This is a genomic window from Cytobacillus firmus, from assembly GCF_023657595.1.
Classification (GTDB): Bacteria; Bacillota; Bacilli; order Bacillales; family Cytobacillaceae; genus Cytobacillus; species Cytobacillus firmus_B.
Window position 1 is genome coordinate 4,475,228 of record NZ_CP098323.1, and the last position, 22,875, is coordinate 4,498,102.

The window sequence follows — 22,875 nt, forward strand, 5'->3', positions numbered from 1 at the left end:
CCTTTTTTGTTATATATTTCCTTCATTTCTACTAAAAACATAGATTGGAACATTTGACATTTTTTGATAGAATATGACATGGGTCTTAAAAACTATTAAAATGGAGGTTTATCGTGAAGAAAATTATTGCTTCTTCTGTTTTGGCTACTGCAGCGTTGCTTCCCAACTTTACATATGCAGAAGAAACAACATATCCTGCCAGTATGACAACGGATTCTGCTGTTGAAATCAGAAAAGGAACAACGCCTGATGATCAGGTTGTAACTACCTTGCCTGATGGAGAAAGTGTAGTAGTAGTTGATGAATTTACAAATTCATCAGGTGAACTTTGGTACAAGGTTGAAAGTGATGGCATTTCAGGGTGGGGACTCTCTACAGGATTCCAAGAGGCAGACGCATCTCTTGTTGGCCAGGATGCAGTTTCTACTGGTTCGAATGTAAATGTCAGAAGAGGAGCATCAACCTCTTATGAAGTAATTGGCAAGCTAACACTTGGCCAGAAAGTAAAAGTCATCGATCAGCACGCAAACAGCCAAGGCGAGCTTTGGTATAGAATTTCATTTAATGGCCAGTTAGGCTGGGTAATAGCAGATTTCCTAAAAGCGGACTCAGGCTCAACAGAACCGCCTCCCTCTGAACCTGCCATTATCAAGAAAACAGTGCAGGTTGACAGTGCCGCGGTACGAAGAGGCGCTTCTTCTGATTATCAAGCGGTTGCCACTTTAAGCAAAAATCAGGAAGTTTCGATCATTGCTGAATATAAAAATTCAAAAGGCGAGCTTTGGTATCGGGTAGACTTGGGCAGTGTGATCGGCTGGGTAATTAGCTCTGCTTTTGTAAAACCGGCTTATACAATCACCACTAAGACAGTGCTAGTTGAAAAGGCTGATGTACGCAGGGGCGCTTCCTCTGACTATGAGTCAGTGGCAACTTTGAGCAAAAACCAAGGAGTGAAAGTCATCGGGGAACATAAAAACTCCAAAGGTGAGCTCTGGTACCGCGTGGATCTTGGCAGCAATATTGTCGGCTGGGTCATCAACACCGCTTTTATAGCCCCCCCTTATACTGTGACCACCAAAGTGGTACAAATTGAGAAGACTGCCGTACGCAGAGGGGCTTCCTCTGATTATGAGTCAGTCTCTACCTTAAGCAAAAATCAATCGGTCAAAGTCATCGGGGAACATAAAAACTCCAAAGGCGAACTCTGGTACCGAGTGGACATTGGCAGCAATATCATCGGCTGGGTCATCAGCTCCGCTTTTGTTGTACCTCCTTATACTGTGACAACTAAGGTAGTACAAGTTGAGAAGACTGCCGTACGCAGAGGGGCTTCCTCTGATTATGAATCAGTCTCTACCTTAAGCAAAAATCAATCGGTCAAAGTCATCGGGGAACATAAAAACTCCAAAGGCGAACTCTGGTACCGAGTGGACATTGGCAGCAATATCATCGGCTGGGTCATCAGTTCCGCTTTTGATAAACCACAATATTCAATCACGACTAAAGTGGTACAAGTTGAAAGTGCTGCTGTACGCAGAGGTGCATCTTCCAGCTATGAAGCTGTAGCAGCAGTAAGCAGGAATCAAGAGATTAAAATTATCGACGAATTTACAAATTCAAGCGGTGAGCTTTGGTATAGAGCAGACCTTGGAGATGTTATCGGCTGGGTTAACAGCACTGCTTTTGAAAAACCTCAACCAGGCACTATCTCATTAAGTGGAACTTATTACGTCGGCAATCGGAATACAAATCTATATTCCGGCGCTACATATGATTATAGAGTGGTAGAAAGGCTAAACTTCACAGGAAAAGTGACCGTTTTGAGCGGGTTTATAAACGACTCTCTGCAAACTTGGGCTAGGGTAAGCACTTCGACTGGAAATACTGGATGGGTTCCTTTAAAAGACTTAGTCAAATCAACATCAGAACTGGATTATGTATATGCGTTGAGCAGCGCAGCATTAAGAAGAGGTGCATCAACCTCATACGGTATAGCTGCTCCACTAAAAGCAGATGAACCTCTGCTCGTTCTCAGCAAATTGAATGGATGGTTAAACGTTGAAACCGCTGCAGGAATACGCGGATGGATTCTGGAGTCCCAAACTTCCGAGGTTTCGCTGAAACGGCTGGCTTCCCCTTCTACTTACACAGAGGGCAATGCAAACTATCTGGTATGGAAAAAACCAACAAACTTTGACTTTACTTATTCAAAGTTATCGGATTATCGCTTAAAGCTGACGCAAGGCATAACAGATGCAGAATTGCCTAACTTTAAAATAAAAGGAATCAAAACAGTTGAAACGGTACAATCAACATCCACCGAAAAGGCGGTCATTTTAACCTTTGAACCTGGCTATACCTTCACTATTCGAGATTATAGCGATAAAGTTACCATTAAGGTAATCCCTACAGGTTTATTAGGAAAGCAAATCGTTATTGATGCCGGACATGGCGGAAAAGATGCAGGTGCTATTGGTCCAACTGGCCTAATGGAAAAGGATGTTAATCTAGCCACTGCTTTATTATTAAAATCCGAGCTTGAAAGAAACGGTGCATCTGTTTTATTAACACGAAGCAGAGATATTTTCCTCGAGCTTGCCGAAAGAACAGCTATTGCTAATTCCAGCACTTATGATGCCTTTATCAGTATTCATGCAGATTCTTTCTCAAGCACATCCAGAGGTTCAACAACGTTCTTTAACTCAACTGTGAACTTTAACGGCCCTATTAGCGAGGAACTAGCCGATTCTGTTCAAAAGTACATGGTATCATCACTCGGCACCTATAACAGAGGTGTTAAGGAACAAGAATTCTATGTTAATAGAATGAATCATCTTCCAAGCATACTTGTGGAACTTGCTTTTATTTCTAATCCTAACGAAGAAAGTCTGCTTCGTACTACAGCTTTCCGCCAAAAGGCCGCTGAGGGAATCAGAAAAGGGTTCCAGGATTATTACAGCAGTTTCTAAGTTTCTAAGCTTTTAAAAATTTTTTAAGCTTTGGGTAACACATACCCAAAGCACATTTTTCTAAACATAATTAGGGGGAAATTTCGTAAAATGAATCGCATAAAAAAGTTGGTCGTTGCTGGAATTGTCACTGCTGGAATTGGAACAGGCGCTGTTTTGTTTACACCATCCGGATCTGATGCTGCATCAAATGTCGTATTGGCAAGCGTGGAATGGGTTAATACAAAGATAAATCCCATTAATACAAAACTATCTTCTTTAGAAACAAAGATTAGCAGTTTAGAAGCAAAGGTCGCTTCACAGCAGAAAGAGATTGAGGCGCTGAAGTCAGATAGCGGGACAACGACTCCGACAACACCACCTCCAAGCGGCTTGCCATCTGCCGTCTACTCAATTAAGGATAATGTAACAATCCATTCAGGTGCTTTAAGAACCTATAAAGTCGTAGCAACTGTTTCAAAAAGCACTGCTTTAACCGTAGTAGACTCCCACAACTCCAGTTCAGGCCTTTGGTACAGAGTGCAGCTATCTCCGTCCGTTTTGGGCTGGGTTTATTCGGGTGATGTTTCAACAACTAAGCCGGATTCTTTAAAAACTGTTGTAACCACTTCAGATGTCAACATGCGCAGAGGAGCTACAACAGATTATGCTGTAGTAGAATTACTTCCAAAAGGCACTGTTCTGAAATTAGTTCAAACCTATAAGAACTCAAAGGGAGAAACCTGGTATAATGTTGAAACCTCATCAGGCAGCAGAGGATGGATTATCAGCACCTTTGGTGAGGTGAGATAAGTTGAAGAAATTTATCTCAATCATTTTATTTATGGCTTTACTATTTTCAGGGGGTCAATATCCCAGTGCAGCTGAAGTTAAAACGTACTCGAATAGTGTAAATGTATCTGTGCACATAAACAACAGTCTGACTTTAACCCTTAATGGAAGCTATCAGCTTACAAATAGGCAAACGGGCAGCAAGTCCATCATCCCGCCAGGAACAACTATTACGTCATCAAGCAATGGAACAGCCGTAACTGTCTCCTATACCGGATTCAGTCAATCCTCGACTTCCGGCTTTGATGTCCAGGAGCTTGCCGGAACCGCATCATTAGCTGTATTCACAAGCCAGACGGATATGAGACGAGGTGCCGATGCCTCCTATTCAAAGATATATACTTTCCAAACAGGAGACAGCGCGAATTACCTTGGTTCCTTCACAAACAAGACAACGGGTGAACTTTGGTATAACGTAACCGTGGGGTCCTATACAGGGTGGGTTCCAGCCAAGAATGCTAAGTTAACAGAAGGGGACAAGCTATCCCTCGCGAAAGTCAGCAATGGCCTTACTTATAGAGGCAGCTTCTATTTGAAGAAAAACGGCTCCCAGGTTGAAGTAATCAACATGCTGGATATGGAAGATTATCTTAAGGGAGTTGTCCCTAATGAAATGCCAGCCTCATGGCATAAGGAGTCCCTTAAAGCACAGGCGATCGCAGCCCGAAGCTATGCGGCCAATATGATGCTCCTTACGAGCACAGCTGCAAGCCAAGTATACAGGGGATACACCTCTGAAGATACTCGGGCAAATACCGCAATTAAAGAAACAGAAGGCTTGTTAGTAAAATACAATGGAAAGCCAATCCAAACATTTTTCTTTTCAACGAGCGGAGGCAGGACTGCCAATGTGGGAGATGTTTGGAATTCCAATCAGAGCTCCTTCCCTTACCTTGTTTCAGTCGAGGATAAATACGAAGTATCCCCTTACAGCAATTGGAGCGAGGAATACTCAGCTGCTGCAATTTTAAAGTCATTCGGTATTGACAGTACGGCAAAATTGCTGGATATTAGCTTTGAAGTAAAAGGGGCGAATGGAGAAGTAGGTGCTGTTACCGTTAAAACCACTAAAGGAGAGAAGACGGTAAGCGGTAATGAGTCAGTCATCAGAAGGCTATTTCCTGTCTCAAGCTCAGCACATTATAATCTCCTTTACTCCAACTGGTTTACAATGGAGGTAACGAGATCACAGCCTGCCCTTTCTGTTCAAACGAATAGCGGAACTTTTCCTATCGAAGATATGAAAGGCCAGACCGTACAAACACCGAGCGGACAAATGACGCTTACTGAATCTCAGGTATCTGTCCAAACTCCGTCTGGGGTCATTGCTAGTGAAAGCGGGACAGGAGAGGTACTTTCTGTAACCCTAAACGGAAAAGGCTGGGGCCACCGTATTGGAATGAGTCAATATGGAGCAAAGGCATATGCCGAAAACGGCTGGACAGCCAGCCAGATCATAACGCATTACTTCAAAGGAACGACCGTTTCTAAATAAAAATAAAAGGAGAGAAGACATGAAGGTTTAACCCATGCTTCTCTCCTTTTTATTTTCACCTTCCAGATGGTGAATCAGATCTTCAACAATGCTCTTCCAGGAGTATTGATCGATGGCTAATTTTCGGCCATTCTGACACATTTGCTGATAATCCGCACCAGTTATCACCGCTAATTCTTTAACTGCCGCAGCAATTCCTTCAGGATTTTCCGGAGGTGCGATTCTGCCGCAATTATATTCATTTAAAATCTCGGCACTCTCTCCAACTCCGCAATACAATACCGGCGTTCCAGTTGAGATGGCCGGAAAAATCTTCGAAGGCCGCGCTCCCTTAAACAAATCAATATTTCTAAGAGATACAACACTAAAATCAGATACAGAAAAAATCTTTGGCATTTCGTCTAATGGAACCGAACCATAAAAAGTGACGTTTGTCAGCTGCAGCTCTTCTTTTAATGCGAGCAGCTTATCCTTCTCCTGTCCATCCCCTACAAATAAAAAGTGGACATCCGGATGGGAATCCTTAACCAGGGCAGCTGCCTGCAAAACGGAATCAAGGCCCTGTGCATATCCAAAATTGCCGGCATAAGTGAACACCTTTTTACCTTCCAGCCCGGCTTTTTTTATGATAGCCTGGTCTTTATCTAACGGCTTAAAGTAATCAGTATTTACGCCATTGGGCAAAAGGAAAACATCCTCGCTTGATTTCCCCTTTTTGACATAATAACTGCATATCCCTTCTGTGGCACCTGCTATTTTCCAGGCATTGCGGTATAGGAAATTCTCCAGTTTTTCAGCCATTCTGATAAAGGTTTTATTCTTAACCAATCCCAGCTCAACAGCAGATTCCGGCCAAATATCCGCAACATTAAATACAAATTTGGCCCTCTTTAATTTAGCGCCCACCCATCCCGTTATGCCAAGAAATAATGGAGGCGAATTACAAATGATGACATCTGTAGGCTTTGCTTTTGCCAGAGAATAAAAAGCACTAAATGTAAAAGAAAAATAGGAAGCAAGCCTTTTCCAAAAGCTTCCTTTCGGTGATGGATAGATCCATGAACGATGGACAGGAATTCCATCCCAGTGTTCAAATTGATAAAACCTGCCTTTATATTCATCCGGAATAATGCCATGCGGATGATGAGGAAAAGCTGTTAATACTTCCACCTGATGTCCTCTATTCATGAGTTCCTTGCTCACTTCATACACTCGTATTTGAGGAGCACCTGTTTCAGGGGGAAAATGCTGACATAAATAGATTACTCTCATTTTCCCAACTCCAATATGTCTTAATTTATCGTATATTATTTATTGTTTGTCCGGACTATAGAAGCCCTATAAAGCTTTAGCATCCGGCCGGCATTTTCCTGCCAATCGTAATGATCACGAACATGCTTGACTCCATTTTGTCCCATAATGTCGCGAAGGCCTTCATCGTTCAGCAATTCTGCAACAGCCTCTGCAAGCATTTCAGGGTTTCCCTTAGAGACAATCAGCCCTGTTTCCCGATTCTTTACAACTTCCTTTAATCCATCTGCATCCGATACAACAACCGGGACTCCACAAGCCATAGCCTCTACTGCTGTTACCCCAAAGCTTTCTTCAAGAGAAGGCATTACAACCACATCCATTTCACGAAGATAGTCAGGAACCAGATGGTTGGGCACCCGGCCTATAAAGCGGACAGCATCTCCTATTCCCAATGACCGGCAGAGATCTTGATACTCTTCCCTCATAGGTCCGTCGCCAACAATCATCAGCTCCAAGTCCTGAAAAGAAGAGTGTAAAGTGACGAATGCCTGAAATAGATCACGGAACCCGTAGACATCATCCAGCCCTTTGGCAATCCCGATTTTAAGGCTTGTCCCCTCTTCTTTCTTTTTAGGGCTAAAAAGGGAAAGGTCAACACCGAATGGAGTTACTTCTATTTCCTTATCTGTATACTTGCTTGTTTCCTTAGCCATGATATGGCTTGTAGAGCAGATCACATCCGCTTTCCCTAATGTGTATTCTACGATTCTGCGATTCACATTGCTTTTTAATGGGAATTGGTAAATATCTGTACCCCACACGGAAACATAAAATGGATGAAATTGAGTTAAAGCGCCTACCAATCCATAGCTTGATACAAAGTGGGCATGCAGGATATCCGGCTTTAAGTCCTTTAATAGCTTGCGCAAATGAGAAACAGCAAATAAGTAGGAAAGCTTGCCGGGCAAGAGCTTAGGCAGAACAACGGTATGAACCTCTTTCGCATTGTCTTCGGAGTAATGATCCTTAAAGGTAACCACCGTAACATCAATTCCCTGCTGCTTATAAAAAAGCGCCCATTTGTGGGTATGTGATGATTTACTCGGCGAAAGCAGCACTACCTTCATGACTGTTCCCCTGCCAGCGAAGCTTTAACTTTTTCCACTCTGGCCACCCAGGAATGATTTTTAAGGAATGTAGCTTCGATATTTGCCTGATATTGCTCAAGGGAATCAGCCATTTCTTTTATTGCTTCAGCCATGGAAGAAGGATTATCTTCACAGATAACACCATACCTATTGCTTTCAAGAAAACGCTTTTGTGCATCACATGCGGTTGCAACGATCGGCAAGCCATTGGATAAGTACTCAACAAGCTTTACAGGCATGGAAAAGTTCTGATACTCTGTACATTTTCGCGGGATAAACGCAAAATCCATCTCCTCATATAGTGAATCAAGCTCGCTTCCGCTAATATGCCGTACGTCAATATCCAGCTCTTTAATTTTCTCTATATTCGCTTGATCTGCAGCCTCATATTCCCCTTGCCTGCATACAATCGTCAGCTTACAAATCTCTGATTCCTTATTTGTTTCCATTAGGGCATCGAGCATTAAAGATAAACCGTAATCTTCCCCATTAATGGCTCCAACATAAATAGCTTTGAAAGGCTCCTCATGCTTTTTCCTGGCAGGTATAGGCCGCTCTTTGCCGCCCGGCGGCAAGTCAGCCATTTTCCGGTCAATGTCTACATATTTTCCCATCTCCAGGCTGGGAAGAAAGATTACATCGCAATATTTTTCGTAAAATTTCTCTTCAATCCGGTAGATGGACTGCATGATTTTCTTTTTTGCTCCTGTTAGCGGATAGATATGATCGAATTTCCAATACACATCCCGATAAAAAACTCCTACTGGCACATTATGCTGCTTGAGATAACGGAGGATTTTCCGATCTATAAATGGCCTTTTGGGTTTGTGCCCGGGATCTGTAAGCCAGAGGGGAATGGTCTGGTTCTCCATATAGCAGAACCATAAGTTATCCAGCTTCCCCGATGAAAGGAGCTGCTGAAACTGCTGATCACGCTGATCAGATGTTCCTGATATCACGATGATATTAACCTCATTTTCAGTTCCCCAAGTATGAAAAGCCTTTTTCATTTCAAGCGGGCGAAGCTTGGATCCGCTATTGGCATTTTCCGATAATGGGAAAGGGTAATAAACTAAAACTGATTTCATGCTAATACTCCTTTATTCATGCATTAACTAACATGCTTGCCCATTTAACTGCACAAGTTATACTTTGGTAACGGATAGCACTGCTGGTAAAAGGACTAAAAAGTTTACGCCTTTAACCCCTGTTCAAGCACTTCAACAATTTTACTGGCAGCTTCACCGTTTCCGAATAATTGCTTGTATTCAGGCTTTACCTCTTTATTAATGGCTTCAGTCATTTTTGTCTGATCTGTCCCTACAAGGATATTGGCCTCTCCTTCAAGGGTTTCCACCCATTCTGTCTGCTCTCTAACCGTAACACATGGAACCTCCATGAAATAGGCTTCCTTCTGCACACCGCCAGAATCTGTTACAATCTTTCGTGCATTTGCCTCAAGCGTTAACATATCAAGATACCCTACTGGATCAATGATTTTCAGATTAGGGATTTCCTCCACATTTAGACCGTAATCAGCTAGCTTGTGTTTTGTACGCGGGTGAATAGGCCAAACCTTGGTTTCTTCCGTGCTTGAAAATGCCTGAAGAATGCCTTTCATTTTTTCAGGATCATCTGTATTCTCAGCACGGTGAATCGTGATGAGCAGATAATCTCCCTTGTTTAGTTGTGCGTCATCAAGAATACGCGACTTTTCCTTTGCAAGCTCACGATTATACAAAACGGCGTCATACATAACGTCCCCGATATTGATGACGTTTCTTGTAATATTTTCATTCTTTAGATTTTCAACCGCTGTATCAGTCGGGCAGAAAAGGTATTCTGAAATATGATCAGTCAAGATTCGGTTCACTTCTTCAGGCATTAGCTTATTAAAGCTTCTTAATCCTGCTTCAATATGAATGACAGGGATATGAAGCTTTGCAGCAACCAATGAGCCTGCAAGAGTTGAATTTGTATCACCGTAAACCAGTACATAATCCGGTTTTTCTTTTAGGACAATTTCTTCAATTTTGGCCATCATTTCGCCAGTCTGCTTCCCGTGGTTTCCTGACCCAACCGCCAAATGGTAGTCAGGCTTTGGAATATTTAATTCCTCAAAGAAAATATCCGACATATTGGCATCATAATGCTGTCCTGTATGTACAATAATTTCCTGATGGTTTTGCCTTAAAGCCCTTGATACCGGAGCAGCCTTTATAAACTGAGGGCGTGCTCCCAGAACTGTAACGATTTTCATGAATCGAAACCTCCATATACTCTTAGTTTGGAAATGGGAATGACAATTATAAAAGCGTAAAGGAGCGTAACCGCCCCCTATACGTTTTTACTTTATTGGCAATTATAATAGTTCTCTGTCATCAACCATGCGGAGGAACTTGGCAGGCAGTCCCTTCACAACAGTCTTCTCTTCGGTATCTTTTGTAACAAGTGCACCAGCAGCAACAAATGTTTCTTCTGCAACTGTGATACCAGGCAGAATGATGGAGGCACCGCCCACTCTTGCTCCGCGTTTAACGGTTGCTCCCTTGATTTTATCGAATCTCTCTTCCGTTCTTCCCATATAGTTATCATTGGTTGTGGTCACACACGGCGCGATGAACACGTGATCCTCAAGTGTCGTATAAGCCGTGATGTAGGAATTGGATTGAATTTTAGTCCGGGTGCCAATCTTCACGTGGTTTTCCACTGTAACACCGCGGCCCACTATCACATAATCACCAATTTCCACATTTTCTCTCACACTGGCCAGGTCGGCAATCAATGTATTAGAACCGACTGTTGCTCCACGGTAAATCACACAGTTAGCCCCTATTGTGACATCTTCCCCAATTTCAAGCGCTGGAATGGAGTCCGATAGCTTTACAGTACTTGTTTTTGCTGGCTTTGGCGGCTTCCCAACTACTGCACCATCAGCAATCGTCGTATGATCGCCAATAACAGTATCTTCATGAATCGTGACACGATTCCCAATTACTACATCTTTTCCAATTTTTGCACCCTTTTCAATAACTGAAAAATATCCAACTTTTGCAGAAGAATCTACTGATGCGGAAGGATCGATAAAGTTCATGTTGAGCTCTCCCTTATATAACAATTATAGTTTGTCGTATTTATTAGGCTTTTGCACATCTTTCATGGCATTACGTGTGTCAAAGATGGACTTGCTCTCTCTGGCAATCATTTCATAATCAAAATCAGAGTGGTCTGTCGTAACAAGCACAAGATCAGAGTCGTTTAACAGTTCTTTTGTTAATTCCACCGTTTCAACTCGTGTGTTACAAGATTTAAATGATTTAACATAAGGATCGACAACTTTATAATCTGCGCCCTGGGCATCCAGTAATTCAATAATTTTAAGGACAGGAGATTCACGCACATCATCAATATCCTTCTTGTAGGCTACACCCAATAATGTTACTTTTGAGCCTCTCAGCGCTTTTCCATCTTCATTCAGAAGGTGCATCGCACGGTTAACTACAAATTCAGGCATTGAATTGTTAATCTCTCCGGCTAATTCAATCAGTCTTGTGTGGTAATTATATTCTCTTGCTTTCCATGTTAAGTAGAAAGGATCAATTGGAATACAGTGGCCGCCAAGACCAGGGCCCGGATAGAATGCCATGAAGCCATAAGGCTTTGTTTTCGCTGCATCAATTACTTCCCAAACATCAATTCCCATTCTGTCGCATAGAATAGCCATTTCATTCGCAAGGGCAATATTAATATGGCGGAACGTATTTTCAAAAATTTTCTCCATTTCCGCAATAGCCGGGCTGGATACTTCAAAAACGTCCCCTTCAAGCACATTGCGGTACAATGCTGCTGCTACTTCCGTACAGTTAGCCGTAATACCGCCGACAACCTTAGGTGTATTCTTTGTTTTAAACTGCTTATTGCCCGGATCAACACGTTCAGGTGAGTAGGCAACAAACACGGTTTCTCCTGTTTTAAGTCCTTTTTCCTCAAGAGCAGGCTTAACGATTTCTTCCGTAGTACCTGGATATGTTGTTGATTCAAGAACAACAAGCATGCCCTCATGAGCATATTTGGCAATTTCCTTAGCGGATGATTCTACATAAGAAGTATCTGGCTGCTGATAAACATCAAGAGGCGTTGGAACACAAATGGCAACAGCATCAACTTCCTGGATGCGCTGATAATCCGTAGTCGCTTCCAGCTTTCCGCCCTTGACCATATCCTTCAGGTCTTCATCCACAACATCACCAATATAGTTGATTCCCATGTTAACTTCTTCTACTCTTGCTGCCTGGACATCAAAGCCGATAACTTTAAATCCGGCTTTTGCTTTTTCAACAGCCAGAGGTAATCCTACATAACCTAATCCAACTACTCCAATGACAGCTTCTTTATTATTAATTTTTTCTAATAATGTTTTATGGTGGCTCATTTTCTTCTACTCCTTTATTGGATAAAGACTTTTTTTCCAGTTTCTGCGGATTCCAGGATGGATAAAATCAATTTAACTGGAGCTATCCCATCTTCGCCAGTAACAATTGGCTCACGATCTTCTTTAACGGCATGTACCATGTCCTCAATTATGCACTGATGACCAGGAGTGCCAAAGGGATCTTTGCTTACCTCTTCCTTAAGGGAAGCTGCTTCTTCCTCTGAGACACCTTCAATATCCCAAGTTTCAATGTAATTCGCTGTTCGGCCGCTGATTTTCACTGAAGCAGTTTCACCGAAAACAGAGATGGATTCTTCCAGATTTTTAGGGTAGATCGTCGTTGCTGCTTCAATAACACCTAAAGCCCCGCTTTTAAATTGTACGACAGCAGCTGCAACATCCTCAGTTTCAATTTTGCGGAGGCGAGTGGCTGCCATAGCCTGAACTGATTCAACAGGACCCATTAGCCATAACATTAAATCCAGATCATGAATTGCCTGATTCATTAGAACGCCGCCATCAAACTCTTTTGTACCGCGCCAATCGGCTTGATCATAATATGCCTGGCCACGGTTCCACCTAACGGTTGCATTGGCATGGCTCAGTTTACCGAAAGAACCTTTTTCAAGCTCTGCTTTCAGTTTCTGAACGGCAGGACGGAAACGGTTGGGGTGAACAATCGCAAGCTTTATATTATTTTCCTGCGCCACTTTGATCATTTCTTCCGAATCCTCCAGTTTTAAGGACATCGGCTTTTCCACGATTATATGACGCTTATGGTCCGCAACCACTTTTGTCAACCTTGCATGCAAACCTGAAGGAACACAGATATTGACTACATGGATGTCTTCGTTTTCAGAAAGCATTACATTTAAGTCAGTATATTTTTTAACTCCCGGCAAATCAAGCTCCAGCCTATCAGGGTTTGTATCACAGATAGCATAGAGATTTGCGCCATCCACCTTTTGAATGGATTCGATATGCTTGTTGGCTATATGACCCATTCCTACTATTGCAAAATTAATCATGCTTTTATTCTCCTTCCTGCGGTGCCAATCTTAAACGGAAACAAGCAAAGAAAACGCCCCCTTATTGCCGGCGACGTCTCCTAAAAAAATTATTTTCCGTAGAATTCGGCTATTTTCGCCACAACATATTCTTGCTGCTCTAATTTTAGTTCAGGGAACATCGGCAATGATAATGCTTCTTTAGCCGCCTTCTCCGTAACAGGGAAGTCCCCTTCTTTATATCCAAGCTCCTTGAATACAGGCTGAACATGTAGAGGAAGCGGGTAGTAAATCATTGTAGCTACTCCCTGTTCTTTCAGATATTCCTGAAGCTCATCACGCTTTTCCACTCTAATTGTATACTGATGGAAGACGTGATAGTTTCCTTCTTTCTCCACTGGTGTAGCAACTTGATCGCCTAGAGACTCTTTAAGAAGCTTAGTGTAATTTTCCGCCTTTTCGCGTCTAAGCTCACTCCAATGATCCAAATGCGGGAATTTAACATTTAAAACGGCTGCTTGAAGCTCATCCAAACGGCTGTTGTAGCCAAGAACATGATGATAATATTTAGGCTTGCTTCCATGTACACGGATAACACGGCTCTGTTCAGCAACCTCATCATCATTTGTTACAACCATTCCACCGTCTCCATAGGCACCCAGGTTTTTAGTAGGGAAGAAGCTGTAAGTAGCTGCAGTGCCCAGCTCTCCCACTGATTTCCCATTATGTTTTGCGCCAATAGCTTGAGCTGCATCTTCAACAACGGCAAGATTATGTTTCTTTGCGATTTCAGCAATTTTCTCCATGTCAGCCATTTGCCCGTATAAATGCACAGGAATAATGGCTTTGGTTTTTTCTGTAATAGCTTCTTCAATCTTGTCCGGGTCAATATTAAATGTAACAGGGTCAATATCTACGTAAACAGGTGTAGCTCCTGCTCTTGCAATGGCTCCACCAGTTGCAAAGAATGTGAAAGGAGTTGTGATCACTTCATCGCCTTCACTCACACCTAATGCCTGCAGTGCAATATGTATAGCATCGCTTCCGTTGCCGCAGCCAATTCCATGGGCAACATTACTGTATTTAGCAACATCTTGTTCCAGCTTCTTTACATTATCTCCTAATATAAAACGTGATGAACTCATTACGCCATCAAGCACTTCCAAAACTTCACTTCTTAAGGATTGGTATTGTTCACTAAGGTCAAGCATAGGAACTTTCATTTTTTTTACCTCCGAAAATGTAAAATATCAACATGTTTAAAAACATGTTTAGTTTATCACAAATCATAGTATTTATATGATTTATTTGTGTCTAAAAACGTATAACAAGCAAACCCTCTGGCATAAATAGGCTTTAAATCTATTTTTATCAAAAATGTGAAAAAAATGCATAAACACACTATTTCTTGCCAATACTTTTATCTAACAACATTTCTTAAAAAAACCGTTTGTCACTTTGCAGCTAACAAACGGTTTAATATTTATTAAATTTTACTTATTTCCTGTTCTCCCTAATGAGCGGGTTCCTGTAATCTTTTTATACAAATTGATGATAGGCCTGTACCGATCCGAGACCAGTCCAATAAGCTCAGCAATTATTTCCGTGACCACAAGCAGGCCAAAAATAATAAAGATTGTGCCCCATAAAGTTGATTCAGACACTAATACAGCACTGATGCTAAACAAAATACCAAAGGCATAAATGGCCAAAACGGTATTCCGATGTGACAACCCCAATGCTAAGAGCCTGTGATGCAAATGGGATTTATCGGGAGCAGAGATCGGCCTGTTATTCACCAGTCTGCGCAAGATCGCAAAGGTAGTATCAAAAACCGGCACACCTAAAATAATTATTGGAACCAAGAAGCTGAATAAGGTCACACTTTTATATAGCCCTAACAGGGATAAAATCGAAATGGAATATCCCAGGAATAGCGCACCTGTATCCCCCATGAATATTTTGGCGGGATAAAAGTTGTAATATAAAAACCCTAATATGCTTCCCAGCAGTATGGCGGAGAAGGTAAAGATCAGCATAGCACCGGAAAGGCCCGCCATAATGGCAATGGTCGCTATACCGATTGCAGAGATACCTGCCGATAATCCATCCAGACCATCTATCAGATTGATCGCATTAGTGATGGCTACAATCCAGAAAATAGTAACAGGGTAGCTCCACCATCCCAATTCAAAATCACCAATATAGGGAATGGTTAAAAGATCTACTGTAAGACCGCTAGCCACTATTAATGAAGCAACAAGGATTTGCCCAGCAAACTTAATTTTTGCTGATAATTCGTATTTATCGTCAAGTATGCCGATAATTACGATTAAAACAGCACCGACACTTATCGCAGTAACTTTTTGATTATAAACGCCGCCTGCAAAGTAGCCGGCAATAACCCCAATAAAAATAGCTAGACCACCTAAACGAGGCATGAGCTTTTGGTGAACTTTTCTATGATTCGGCTTATCTACAGCACCTATTTTTAGTGCGAACTTTTGTACAAAAGGCGTGGCAATCAGAACAGTAACTAAGGATACTAAAAAAGCTATACCAGCTTGAATATACATGTGTCATCACCTTTATTGGAGGTTTGTTTTAGTTTTACTCACTATCCCTAATCGTATCATATTTCTTTAAATCCGCAATCTTTTTTTATTGCCATGAATAAAAGATACTTACCCAGTAAACTATAGATTTAAAAGTAACCTTCCCCACTTTGATCTTCTTAAAACTCCTCACACTATGTCTGACGAACTTTTTCGAAAAAAGTTTCAGCTGCGATGCTTTTTTCGATAAGGAAGTAACTCTTGTCCAATTTTAGTGAATTAATTGGCATAAGTCTATTTCAGAAAGATTAAAAAACGGTAAAAACACACATTTTTTATTACATTTTAGTTACTTTAGTCTGAAAACTCCCTTTTTAAATCTCCTTTCTACTAACAGCCTTTTTTTGCTACAACTTTAAATATGTTAAATTCATGTATAAATTCCTTTAAATTACTTTATTTATTTGTTAAAATTTGTTATACGAATTCTTCTGGCAAACTAGTAATTTAAGGATGTGTAATATGAGGCAATATATAAGAAGACCTTATTGGTATTTACCTATATTATTGATTGGGCTGGTTACAGCATTTTGGTTTTTTAAAACTCTCTATTTTATAGAGGAGCTTGATCTAAGTCCTCACAAAAAACTGATTCTGCTCTCTTCAGGAGGGTTCGGGCTGGTTATTGCCTCCATGTTTTTCGCCAGGAGATCTTTAATAGGAAGTTTGGCGGCATTTTCCGTCTACTTCATCATGTCCTTCCTTCTATACGCAGATGTAGTCTACGAAAGATATTATGATGCTATTCTTCATATTGAATTAGCCGGACAGGCAAACCAGCTGGGAGAGATTACTGATTCAGTTGTCTCATTAATGTACAAGTCTGATCTGCTTTATTGGGCTGACCTTCCGTTGCTGGCGATCTCCTTTTATTTCATATTCAAAAAGAATGTTTCTGATGATAACCGCATTAAGCAAGCTGCTGCTGCCGGGGGACTTGGAATGGCTGCCATATTGATTGCTGCGTTTCTTCCTTTACAGCCTGCCCACACAGATCAGTACAAGGTTTCCTTAACAGGCATCATTCCTGCACATATTTATGATATTGCCCAAAGCTACCGTGAAAAGGCTTTGGCTGAGGAATATGCCAAGCAGCAAAAAAAACAGCTTGCCATACTAAAGCAAAAATTCGAAGACAAATTTGAAACGCCAGCAGAGTCCGCAATCTTTGGAAAATATAAAGGGAAAAACCTGATTATGGTTCAGGCAGAATCTCTTAATACATTCCCTATCGGGATGAACATTAAAGGTCAAGACATCACACCCAATTTAGATCAATTAATAGCTTCAAGCAGCTACTACCCAAATACTTATCTGCAGATCGGGCGTGGAAACACCTCAGATGCTGAGTTTGTTGCCAATAATTCAATGTATCCGATTGCCGCTAAAGGGATCTATCAAACATACCCTGATAACCACTTTCTGTCTCTGCCTGTGGCCCTAAATAAAATGGGGTACACAACGAGTGCCACTCATGGAAACAGCCCGGATTTCTGGAACCGGCAGGAAGCATACCGACAGCAGGGATATGATCAGTTTTATCATATTAATCATCCCAAAATTGACCGAAAAGAAATTATTGGGATGGGTATCTCGGATGAGAGTATTTTTAATCAAATGGCAGACCTGTACAAAGAAATGGAAAAGCCTTTTTATAATTTTATCGTTACGCTATCTGTCCATAGACCCTTTGAATTGCCAATTGAAAAACAATCCCTGGATCTGCCACCTGAGTTCAAAGATACACCAACAGGAAATTACCTTCAAAGTGTCCATTATTTTGATCAGGCCATAGGCAGTTTTATAGAGGAGCTTAAAAAGGACAATTTATGGGATGATACCATATTCGTTATGTATGGTGATCACTATGGATTGGTTCCAAAGAATGGAGCTGAAATAAAGAAGCTTCTTGGTATCACGTTTGATGAAAAAGAACGTTTCAAGGTGCCGCTGATCATCCATCATCCTGAACAGGTAAAGGGGCAAGTGAATACCATTACGACAAGCCAAATGGACATCTACCCGACCATTTCTACTCTATTAGGTATTCAAGGGCCTCTCATCCAATTTGGTGAATCCCTTGACTTAAAGAAAGAAGGGTTTGCAGGATTTGCCTATGAAACAACCAGATTCACCTATTTTACCGATGATTACGATTACACGGCCTCACATGATGGGCAATTTGAATCGGGAACCTGCGTAGACAATCGAACAGGCAAAAAAGCAGATATTGAGGCTTGCAGAAGTGTTTATAATAAATTAAGGAATGACGTTCAAGATTCGAAGTTTTTATTGGAGAATAATATGGTGAGAAAAGTATTTGAAATGGAATAAGGCGGGCTCTATGCCCGCCTTTTACTATTAAGTTTGCACAATACAGGATATGGCAACTAATTCAGGTGAATTCTGGCATATCTTCTGCTGGAAAATACAGCTTCTTCTCTTTTCTATACCCAATCCGGATGTCGGTGGAATTATTTAAGGTATCTATGGTAAGATAAAAATGTTTTTATTTTGATAATTTTAAGGAGAATTATTACATGGAGAAAATAAAATATCCGGTTTACGACTATATCAAGTTTATTTGGAAAAAGAAGCTTTTGCTGATTGGCTTTACTATTTTGTGCATGGTGATTGGTGCGGGGTTTAGTTATACGAAGGAGACAGTGTATACTTCGACTGCCCTGGTATTTACAGGAAACGCAAATAATGATGAATTATCAAAACCAGATTTGATTATAGCCAAGTATAAAAAGGAGCTTCCAAATGCACTGCAGAACACCCTAAATGTCCAAGCTGACCCTTTCCAGATTACGTTTACTTTAAGTGGAAATGATAAGGAAACGGTTGAATCTGCTATGAAAAAATTGGCCGAACAATATGAGAAGGATCTGATGATAGAATTTAATGACCAGTATGGATCCTTGAAAGATTATGTAAATGCCCTTGTAAAAGTAGTAAATCAAACGGAAGAGGCTGTTTCAAAATATAATCAACTTCTAGAAACTTCGGATGAAGACAAGCTTTTCAATTATACTGCAGTATTGATCAGTAAAATGGATTCTGAGTATAAAGCAGACCTTCTTGAAGCCAAAGATCTTTTGTCTTCAGCGGAACCGCCGATCTATAATAATGAAGTAACAACAACCCAAACATCCAATAACCTACTTAGAAATACGATACTTGCAGGTGCCTTTGGCTTCCAACTAATGCTGGTCCTTCTAGTACTGTGGAAATACATCATCAACGCTCGACGCGCGTTATCAGAGCGAAAATAGTTATATCATAATGAAACCCTTAAAATCCTTGATGCCACTGGTGTTTTAAGGGTTTTGCCGGTTAAAAAAACAGAAGGTGTTTATATGAGCAATTCATTTGTTAAAAATACGATCATGACATTAAGCAGGCAAATCTCCGGGATTTTACTTGGCCTTTTGGCTTCCATTATTATTGCAAGATCATTGGGCCCTGAAGGAAACGGGTTGTACCAGCTGATTGTCCTGCTTCCTACTACCCTTATGACCCTGCTTAATTTGGGTGTAGGTACCTCCAGTGTGTATTACGTTGGACAAAAGAAATATGACATTAAAGATATTATCAAAACGAACACTGCTTCAGGAGCTGTTTTAAGTCTTGCAGCCGTTATTATTGGACTTATAGGAGTTATGTTTTTTTCTGATAAGTTCTTTGAAGGGGTGCCGCCAAATTACCTTTACTTCATTCTGCTGATCATGCCGCTGCTAATGCTTAATGATTTTTATCTGGTTATTTTTCAGGGAGTCCAGGATTTTAAATCCTTTAATTCACTGGCCCTATTAAGGCAGCTGGCCGCATTGATTACTCTGGTTTTATTTATATTTGTGCTCAGGATCGGTCTTGTCGGAACAGTCATTGCTTTTATAGCAGGGGTTGTAACGCAATTTATAGTAACGCTCATCCTGCTGAATAAAAATCTAAAAACCAATTTGTTTTCAGGGAGCTTTTCTAAAGCCTATTTTAAGGAATCTTTCTCATTCGGCTTTAAAGCCCACTTCAGCAATGTATTGTCATTCATCAATTACAGAGCTGATATCTACCTAATTTCAATGTTCCTGAATCCAGCGGCGGTTGGCTTATACGGAGTGGCTGTAAGTATTGCAGAAAGATTATGGATTGTTTCTCAATCCATTTCTTCGGTTTTATACCCAGTCATCTCTTCTTCAAGTGATGTTGATAGTAAAAATAAATTAACAAGCGTAATAAGCAGAAATGTTTTATTCTTTTCTATAATAGCCGGTATCGTTTTTTACTTTGCCAGCGATCTCATTTTCAGATTGTTATTTGGAGAGGCGTATGCAGACAGTTCCGATATATTAAAAATGCTATTGCCCGGAATTATCTTATTCTCTGTTGATCGAATACTTTCCAATGATCTGGCAGGCAGAGGAAAGCCTGAGCTGAATATGTACACTTCTATTTTCACAGTGGCTTCTAATATTATTTTAAATATCCTGCTCATTCCTAAAATTGGTATAGCTGGAGCAGCTGTAAGTACCTCAGTTACATACAGTTTAAGTACACTGGTAAAAATGATTCTATTCAAAAGGGAAACTGGCGTTTCTTATGCAAAGATGGTTCTATTGCAAAAAGAGGATCTTATCCTTTTTAAACGACTAATCAATAAGGCGGTAAAAAGATCATGAAAGTCTTAATTATCCCTTCATGGTACCCTATTAAAGAAAATCCGATTTTAGGCATATTCTTCAAGGAGCAGGCAAAAGCTATCCAAAAAAGCGGATGTGACGTTACTGTTATCTATCCCGAAATCAAGACTATGCGTTCCTATAATGCCAATTGGAAAAAAGGGATCAGAGTCGAGAATGAGGATGGCATAAAAACGTACCGCTACAGAGGATATAATCCCTTCCCTGCCAGAGTTCCTTATGCTACAGGGTACATCTATTATTTAAGATTAAAAACGCTGTACAGCCAATTGGTTAAAGCAGAAGGTAAGCCAGATATTATCCATGCTCACTCATGTCTTTGGGGAGGATGGGCAGCAGCAAAAATAGCGGCAGAAGAAAAGATTCCTCTGGTTGTTACCGAGCATTCGAGCAAACTAGTTAGAGGCCTGCTTAAGCCATATGAAGAGAAAGAAATCACTAAAACGCTGAAGCAAACAGACAGAATTATATCAGTAGGGCCAAGTTTAAAAAAGGCGCTGGCACATTATACTGACAAAGAAATTATTGAAATCCCCAACATAGTAGATTTCAAAAGTTTTCAGAATGCTGAGCTTGTTGGGGCCCGCCAAACGAATAAGTTCAGGTTTTTCTCGCTGGCTTTATTAACGCCAAATAAAGGGATGGACCTGCTGATCAGAAGTTTTGCCGGCGGCTTCAAAGATCAGGAAGCGGAGCTGTTTATCGGTGGAGACGGCGCCCAAAAAGAAGAATTAATGAACCTGGCCAAAACATTGGGTGTTGATAAGCAAGTCATATTTCTGGGTGCCATAAATCGGGAAGAAGTAATACAGCAGATGAATGCGTGTGACGCTTTTGTACTTGCCAGTAAATTTGAAACCTTCGGGGTTGTGCTAATTGAGGCCCTGGCCTGCGGAAAACCGGTGATTTCAACAGACTCGGGAGGTCCCCGTTCAATCGTTAATGAAAAGAACGGAATTATTGTTCCTGTTGATAACGAAGAAAAGCTCCGCCAAGCGATGGAAAAGGTCTGCCATAACTACTCAGATTTTGACTCAAAAGAAATACGCGAAGATTGTTCGGCAAGATTCAGTGAAGAAGTGATTACGGAACAAATTTTAAGAATATATCAAACTCTGGTTTAGAGGTACTCATCATGAATTGGAAAGCCACAGCTTATATAGTTGTATTTGCTCTCATTTTTATAGACTCGTTTTTCTTTAATGTTCCCATTGGCCCCTTACGAATAACACTATTAAGGCTGGTTATCGGTGTGCTATTCATCATTATGCTTGATCAAATTTTTCTTAAGAGAAATCCCTTGATTACTGAGCATATTAAATTTCCGCTGGCATTTTTGGGAATTTGGTTTTACTATGGCGCCCTTTCGCTAATCTGGACAAGTAATAAAGGGACAGCAATTAAAGAGCTTTATTACTTTGCCGTCTTTTTATTGTTAATTATTGTTTTGATATTTTTACTGCAGCAACTTAAGAGCAGCTTGATAACGAAAACATTTTGGATTAGCGGCTTTGTATTGGTCCTGATCTCTGTTTTGGAGTTTAAATTTAATATCCATTTGCCTACCTCCCGTTTCGTCATTGAAGCAGAAAGATTTACGGATGCCACAGCGAGTCGGGCTACAGGCTTCTTTTATAATGAAAATGACTTTGCTTTATACTTAGTCATGATCGTTCCATTCTATTTAGCGGGATTGCTAAAAAAGCCGATATTATTCAAATTAGTAAATGCCGGTATGATTATAGCCATTTTTTTAATTACGTATTTAAATGATGCTCGATTGAGTGTAATGGCGATTGTCCTGCAAGTACTGCTATTTGCACTACTATCATTTAAGAACCTGATTAAACATGGCACCCGTCTATTTTTGCTATTCAGCCCGCTCCTATTACTTGCAGCAGCCGGCATCTTTTATTACCTTGCAAATGCCTCATTATTTGAAGGGATAAAAGCCGGCCAGGGATCTGGATTTATTCGGATGAATTTATACTTAAGCGGCCTGTATGCTTCTTTTAAGTCCTTTATGTTAGGAGTAGGTCCAGGAAACTTCCAGCATCATATTTATTTTAATACTCTTGGATTTACAAATCCCCATAACTGGTGGCTAGAGATCCTCACTAACTATGGCCTCTTCATTTTTGCAGGTTATTGCGTATTCTTTGGCTATATCTTAATCCAGTTATATTTGATTTACTGGTCTGACAAAAAGAAAAACAAACTGGCTTTGACTCTTTTCTTAAGCTTCATTGGCTTTGCGATAGCATGCCTGGGGCCAAGCAGCTTGTTTTACTTCTGGCCAATGTGGCTGCTGTATGGCGTTACCCTTGGATATATTGTTCAAAAAAGAGAATATTTAAGAAGGGAACGCAACCTTGATATCTCTTAAGTAAGATAAGAAGGCTGACTCATTTGAGTCAGCCT

At 40.8% G+C, this 22,875-nt stretch carries 17 protein-coding genes; 8 read left to right on the forward strand and 9 right to left on the reverse strand.

What is annotated here, in order from left to right; all coding sequences use genetic code 11:
- Positions 1-113 precede the first annotated feature (113 nt).
- The 3 genes from NAF01_RS22605 (at position 114) to NAF01_RS22615 (ending at position 5,295) form a co-directional block, all read left to right on the forward strand.
- Positions 114-2,969 carry an N-acetylmuramoyl-L-alanine amidase family protein gene (locus NAF01_RS22605; RefSeq protein WP_250801189.1) on the forward strand — a complete coding sequence of 952 codons (2,856 nt, stop codon included), beginning with the start codon at positions 114-116 and terminating at the stop codon, positions 2,967-2,969.
- A gap of 90 nt (positions 2,970-3,059) precedes the next feature.
- Positions 3,060-3,761: an SH3 domain-containing protein gene (locus NAF01_RS22610; protein WP_250801190.1), complete on the forward strand. Its 702-nt coding sequence runs from the start codon at positions 3,060-3,062 to the stop codon at positions 3,759-3,761.
- Between the two features lies 1 nt (position 3,762).
- Positions 3,763-5,295, forward strand: coding sequence for a SpoIID/LytB domain-containing protein (locus NAF01_RS22615; RefSeq protein WP_250801191.1), 1,533 nt, complete (start codon positions 3,763-3,765; stop codon positions 5,293-5,295).
- Positions 5,296-5,322: 27 nt separating this feature from the next.
- On the opposite strand, the gene NAF01_RS22620 is transcribed toward NAF01_RS22615, so the two are convergent.
- The 9 genes from NAF01_RS22620 to NAF01_RS22660 all read right to left on the reverse strand — a co-directional run bounded on the left by NAF01_RS22620 (position 5,323) and on the right by NAF01_RS22660 (position 15,712).
- Positions 5,323-6,567 (reverse strand): glycosyltransferase family 4 protein, encoded by a 1,245-nt coding sequence (locus NAF01_RS22620; protein WP_250801192.1) that lies wholly within the window; start codon positions 6,565-6,567, stop codon positions 5,323-5,325.
- A gap of 35 nt (positions 6,568-6,602) precedes the next feature.
- Positions 6,603-7,676 carry a glycosyltransferase gene (locus NAF01_RS22625; protein WP_250801193.1) on the reverse strand — a complete coding sequence of 358 codons (1,074 nt, stop codon included), beginning with the start codon at positions 7,674-7,676 and terminating at the stop codon, positions 6,603-6,605.
- Positions 7,673-8,785, reverse strand: coding sequence for a glycosyltransferase (locus NAF01_RS22630; RefSeq protein WP_250801194.1), 1,113 nt, complete (start codon positions 8,783-8,785; stop codon positions 7,673-7,675). Before NAF01_RS22630 ends, NAF01_RS22625 begins: the two co-directional genes overlap by 4 nt.
- 104 nt (positions 8,786-8,889) lie before the next feature.
- Complete coding sequence (gene wecB / locus NAF01_RS22635) at positions 8,890-9,957, reverse strand: non-hydrolyzing UDP-N-acetylglucosamine 2-epimerase (protein ID WP_250801195.1); 1,068 nt, start codon at positions 9,955-9,957, stop codon at positions 8,890-8,892.
- Between the two features lie 102 nt (positions 9,958-10,059).
- Positions 10,060-10,791 (reverse strand): acyltransferase, encoded by a 732-nt coding sequence (locus NAF01_RS22640; protein ID WP_250801196.1) that lies wholly within the window; start codon positions 10,789-10,791, stop codon positions 10,060-10,062.
- A 24-nt stretch (positions 10,792-10,815) separates the two neighbouring features.
- The gene (locus NAF01_RS22645) at positions 10,816-12,129 is read right to left on the reverse strand and encodes a nucleotide sugar dehydrogenase (RefSeq protein WP_250801197.1); all 1,314 of its coding nucleotides are present in this window, start codon (positions 12,127-12,129) and stop codon (positions 10,816-10,818) included.
- Positions 12,130-12,143: 14 nt separating this feature from the next.
- A complete protein-coding gene (locus NAF01_RS22650) occupies positions 12,144-13,157 on the reverse strand; it encodes a Gfo/Idh/MocA family protein (RefSeq protein ID WP_250801198.1) in 1,014 nt (337 codons plus the stop codon).
- Between the two features lie 89 nt (positions 13,158-13,246).
- Positions 13,247-14,359 (reverse strand): DegT/DnrJ/EryC1/StrS family aminotransferase, encoded by a 1,113-nt coding sequence (locus tag NAF01_RS22655; RefSeq protein ID WP_250801199.1) that lies wholly within the window; start codon positions 14,357-14,359, stop codon positions 13,247-13,249.
- A gap of 270 nt (positions 14,360-14,629) precedes the next feature.
- Positions 14,630-15,712 (reverse strand): glycosyltransferase family 4 protein, encoded by a 1,083-nt coding sequence (locus tag NAF01_RS22660; protein WP_250801200.1) that lies wholly within the window; start codon positions 15,710-15,712, stop codon positions 14,630-14,632.
- Positions 15,713-16,213: 501 nt separating this feature from the next.
- Between NAF01_RS22660 and NAF01_RS22665 the strand changes: the two genes are divergently transcribed.
- From NAF01_RS22665 to NAF01_RS22685, 5 genes are all read left to right on the forward strand, one after another.
- On the forward strand, positions 16,214-18,085 hold the full coding sequence (locus NAF01_RS22665) for an LTA synthase family protein (protein ID WP_250801201.1): 1,872 nt from the start codon (positions 16,214-16,216) through the stop codon (positions 18,083-18,085).
- Positions 18,086-18,291: 206 nt separating this feature from the next.
- The gene (locus NAF01_RS22670) at positions 18,292-19,029 is read left to right on the forward strand and encodes a Wzz/FepE/Etk N-terminal domain-containing protein (RefSeq protein ID WP_250801202.1); all 738 of its coding nucleotides are present in this window, start codon (positions 18,292-18,294) and stop codon (positions 19,027-19,029) included.
- 84 nt (positions 19,030-19,113) lie between these two features.
- Positions 19,114-20,433 carry a flippase gene (locus NAF01_RS22675; RefSeq protein ID WP_250801203.1) on the forward strand — a complete coding sequence of 440 codons (1,320 nt, stop codon included), beginning with the start codon at positions 19,114-19,116 and terminating at the stop codon, positions 20,431-20,433.
- Positions 20,430-21,578, forward strand: coding sequence for a glycosyltransferase (locus NAF01_RS22680; protein ID WP_250801204.1), 1,149 nt, complete (start codon positions 20,430-20,432; stop codon positions 21,576-21,578). Before NAF01_RS22675 ends, NAF01_RS22680 begins: the two co-directional genes overlap by 4 nt.
- A gap of 11 nt (positions 21,579-21,589) precedes the next feature.
- Positions 21,590-22,840 carry an O-antigen ligase family protein gene (locus NAF01_RS22685; protein ID WP_250801205.1) on the forward strand — a complete coding sequence of 417 codons (1,251 nt, stop codon included), beginning with the start codon at positions 21,590-21,592 and terminating at the stop codon, positions 22,838-22,840.
- The last annotated feature ends 35 nt before the right edge of the window (positions 22,841-22,875 follow it).

What these genes read in the sequence shown, in the direction of transcription:
- NAF01_RS22670 (WP_250801202.1), top strand. Translation starts at nt 18,292, where the DNA reads ATGGAGAAAATAAAATATCCGGTTTACGACTATATCAAGTTTATTTGG.
- wecB (WP_250801195.1), bottom strand. Translation starts at nt 9,957, where the DNA reads ATGAAAATCGTTACAGTTCTGGGAGCACGCCCTCAGTTTATAAAGGCT.
- NAF01_RS22655 (WP_250801199.1), bottom strand. Translation starts at nt 14,359, where the DNA reads ATGAAAGTTCCTATGCTTGACCTTAGTGAACAATACCAATCCTTAAGA.
- NAF01_RS22630 (WP_250801194.1), bottom strand. Translation starts at nt 8,785, where the DNA reads ATGAAATCAGTTTTAGTTTATTACCCTTTCCCATTATCGGAAAATGCC.
- NAF01_RS22640 (WP_250801196.1), bottom strand. Translation starts at nt 10,791, where the DNA reads ATGAACTTTATCGATCCTTCCGCATCAGTAGATTCTTCTGCAAAAGTT.
- NAF01_RS22650 (WP_250801198.1), bottom strand. Translation starts at nt 13,157, where the DNA reads ATGATTAATTTTGCAATAGTAGGAATGGGTCATATAGCCAACAAGCAT.
- NAF01_RS22675 (WP_250801203.1), top strand. Translation starts at nt 19,114, where the DNA reads ATGAGCAATTCATTTGTTAAAAATACGATCATGACATTAAGCAGGCAA.
- NAF01_RS22665 (WP_250801201.1), top strand. Translation starts at nt 16,214, where the DNA reads ATGAGGCAATATATAAGAAGACCTTATTGGTATTTACCTATATTATTG.
- NAF01_RS22680 (WP_250801204.1), top strand. Translation starts at nt 20,430, where the DNA reads ATGAAAGTCTTAATTATCCCTTCATGGTACCCTATTAAAGAAAATCCG.
- NAF01_RS22660 (WP_250801200.1), bottom strand. Translation starts at nt 15,712, where the DNA reads ATGTATATTCAAGCTGGTATAGCTTTTTTAGTATCCTTAGTTACTGTT.
- NAF01_RS22645 (WP_250801197.1), bottom strand. Translation starts at nt 12,129, where the DNA reads ATGAGCCACCATAAAACATTATTAGAAAAAATTAATAATAAAGAAGCT.
- NAF01_RS22625 (WP_250801193.1), bottom strand. Translation starts at nt 7,676, where the DNA reads ATGAAGGTAGTGCTGCTTTCGCCGAGTAAATCATCACATACCCACAAA.
- NAF01_RS22685 (WP_250801205.1), top strand. Translation starts at nt 21,590, where the DNA reads ATGAATTGGAAAGCCACAGCTTATATAGTTGTATTTGCTCTCATTTTT.
- NAF01_RS22610 (WP_250801190.1), top strand. Translation starts at nt 3,060, where the DNA reads ATGAATCGCATAAAAAAGTTGGTCGTTGCTGGAATTGTCACTGCTGGA.
- NAF01_RS22620 (WP_250801192.1), bottom strand. Translation starts at nt 6,567, where the DNA reads ATGAGAGTAATCTATTTATGTCAGCATTTTCCCCCTGAAACAGGTGCT.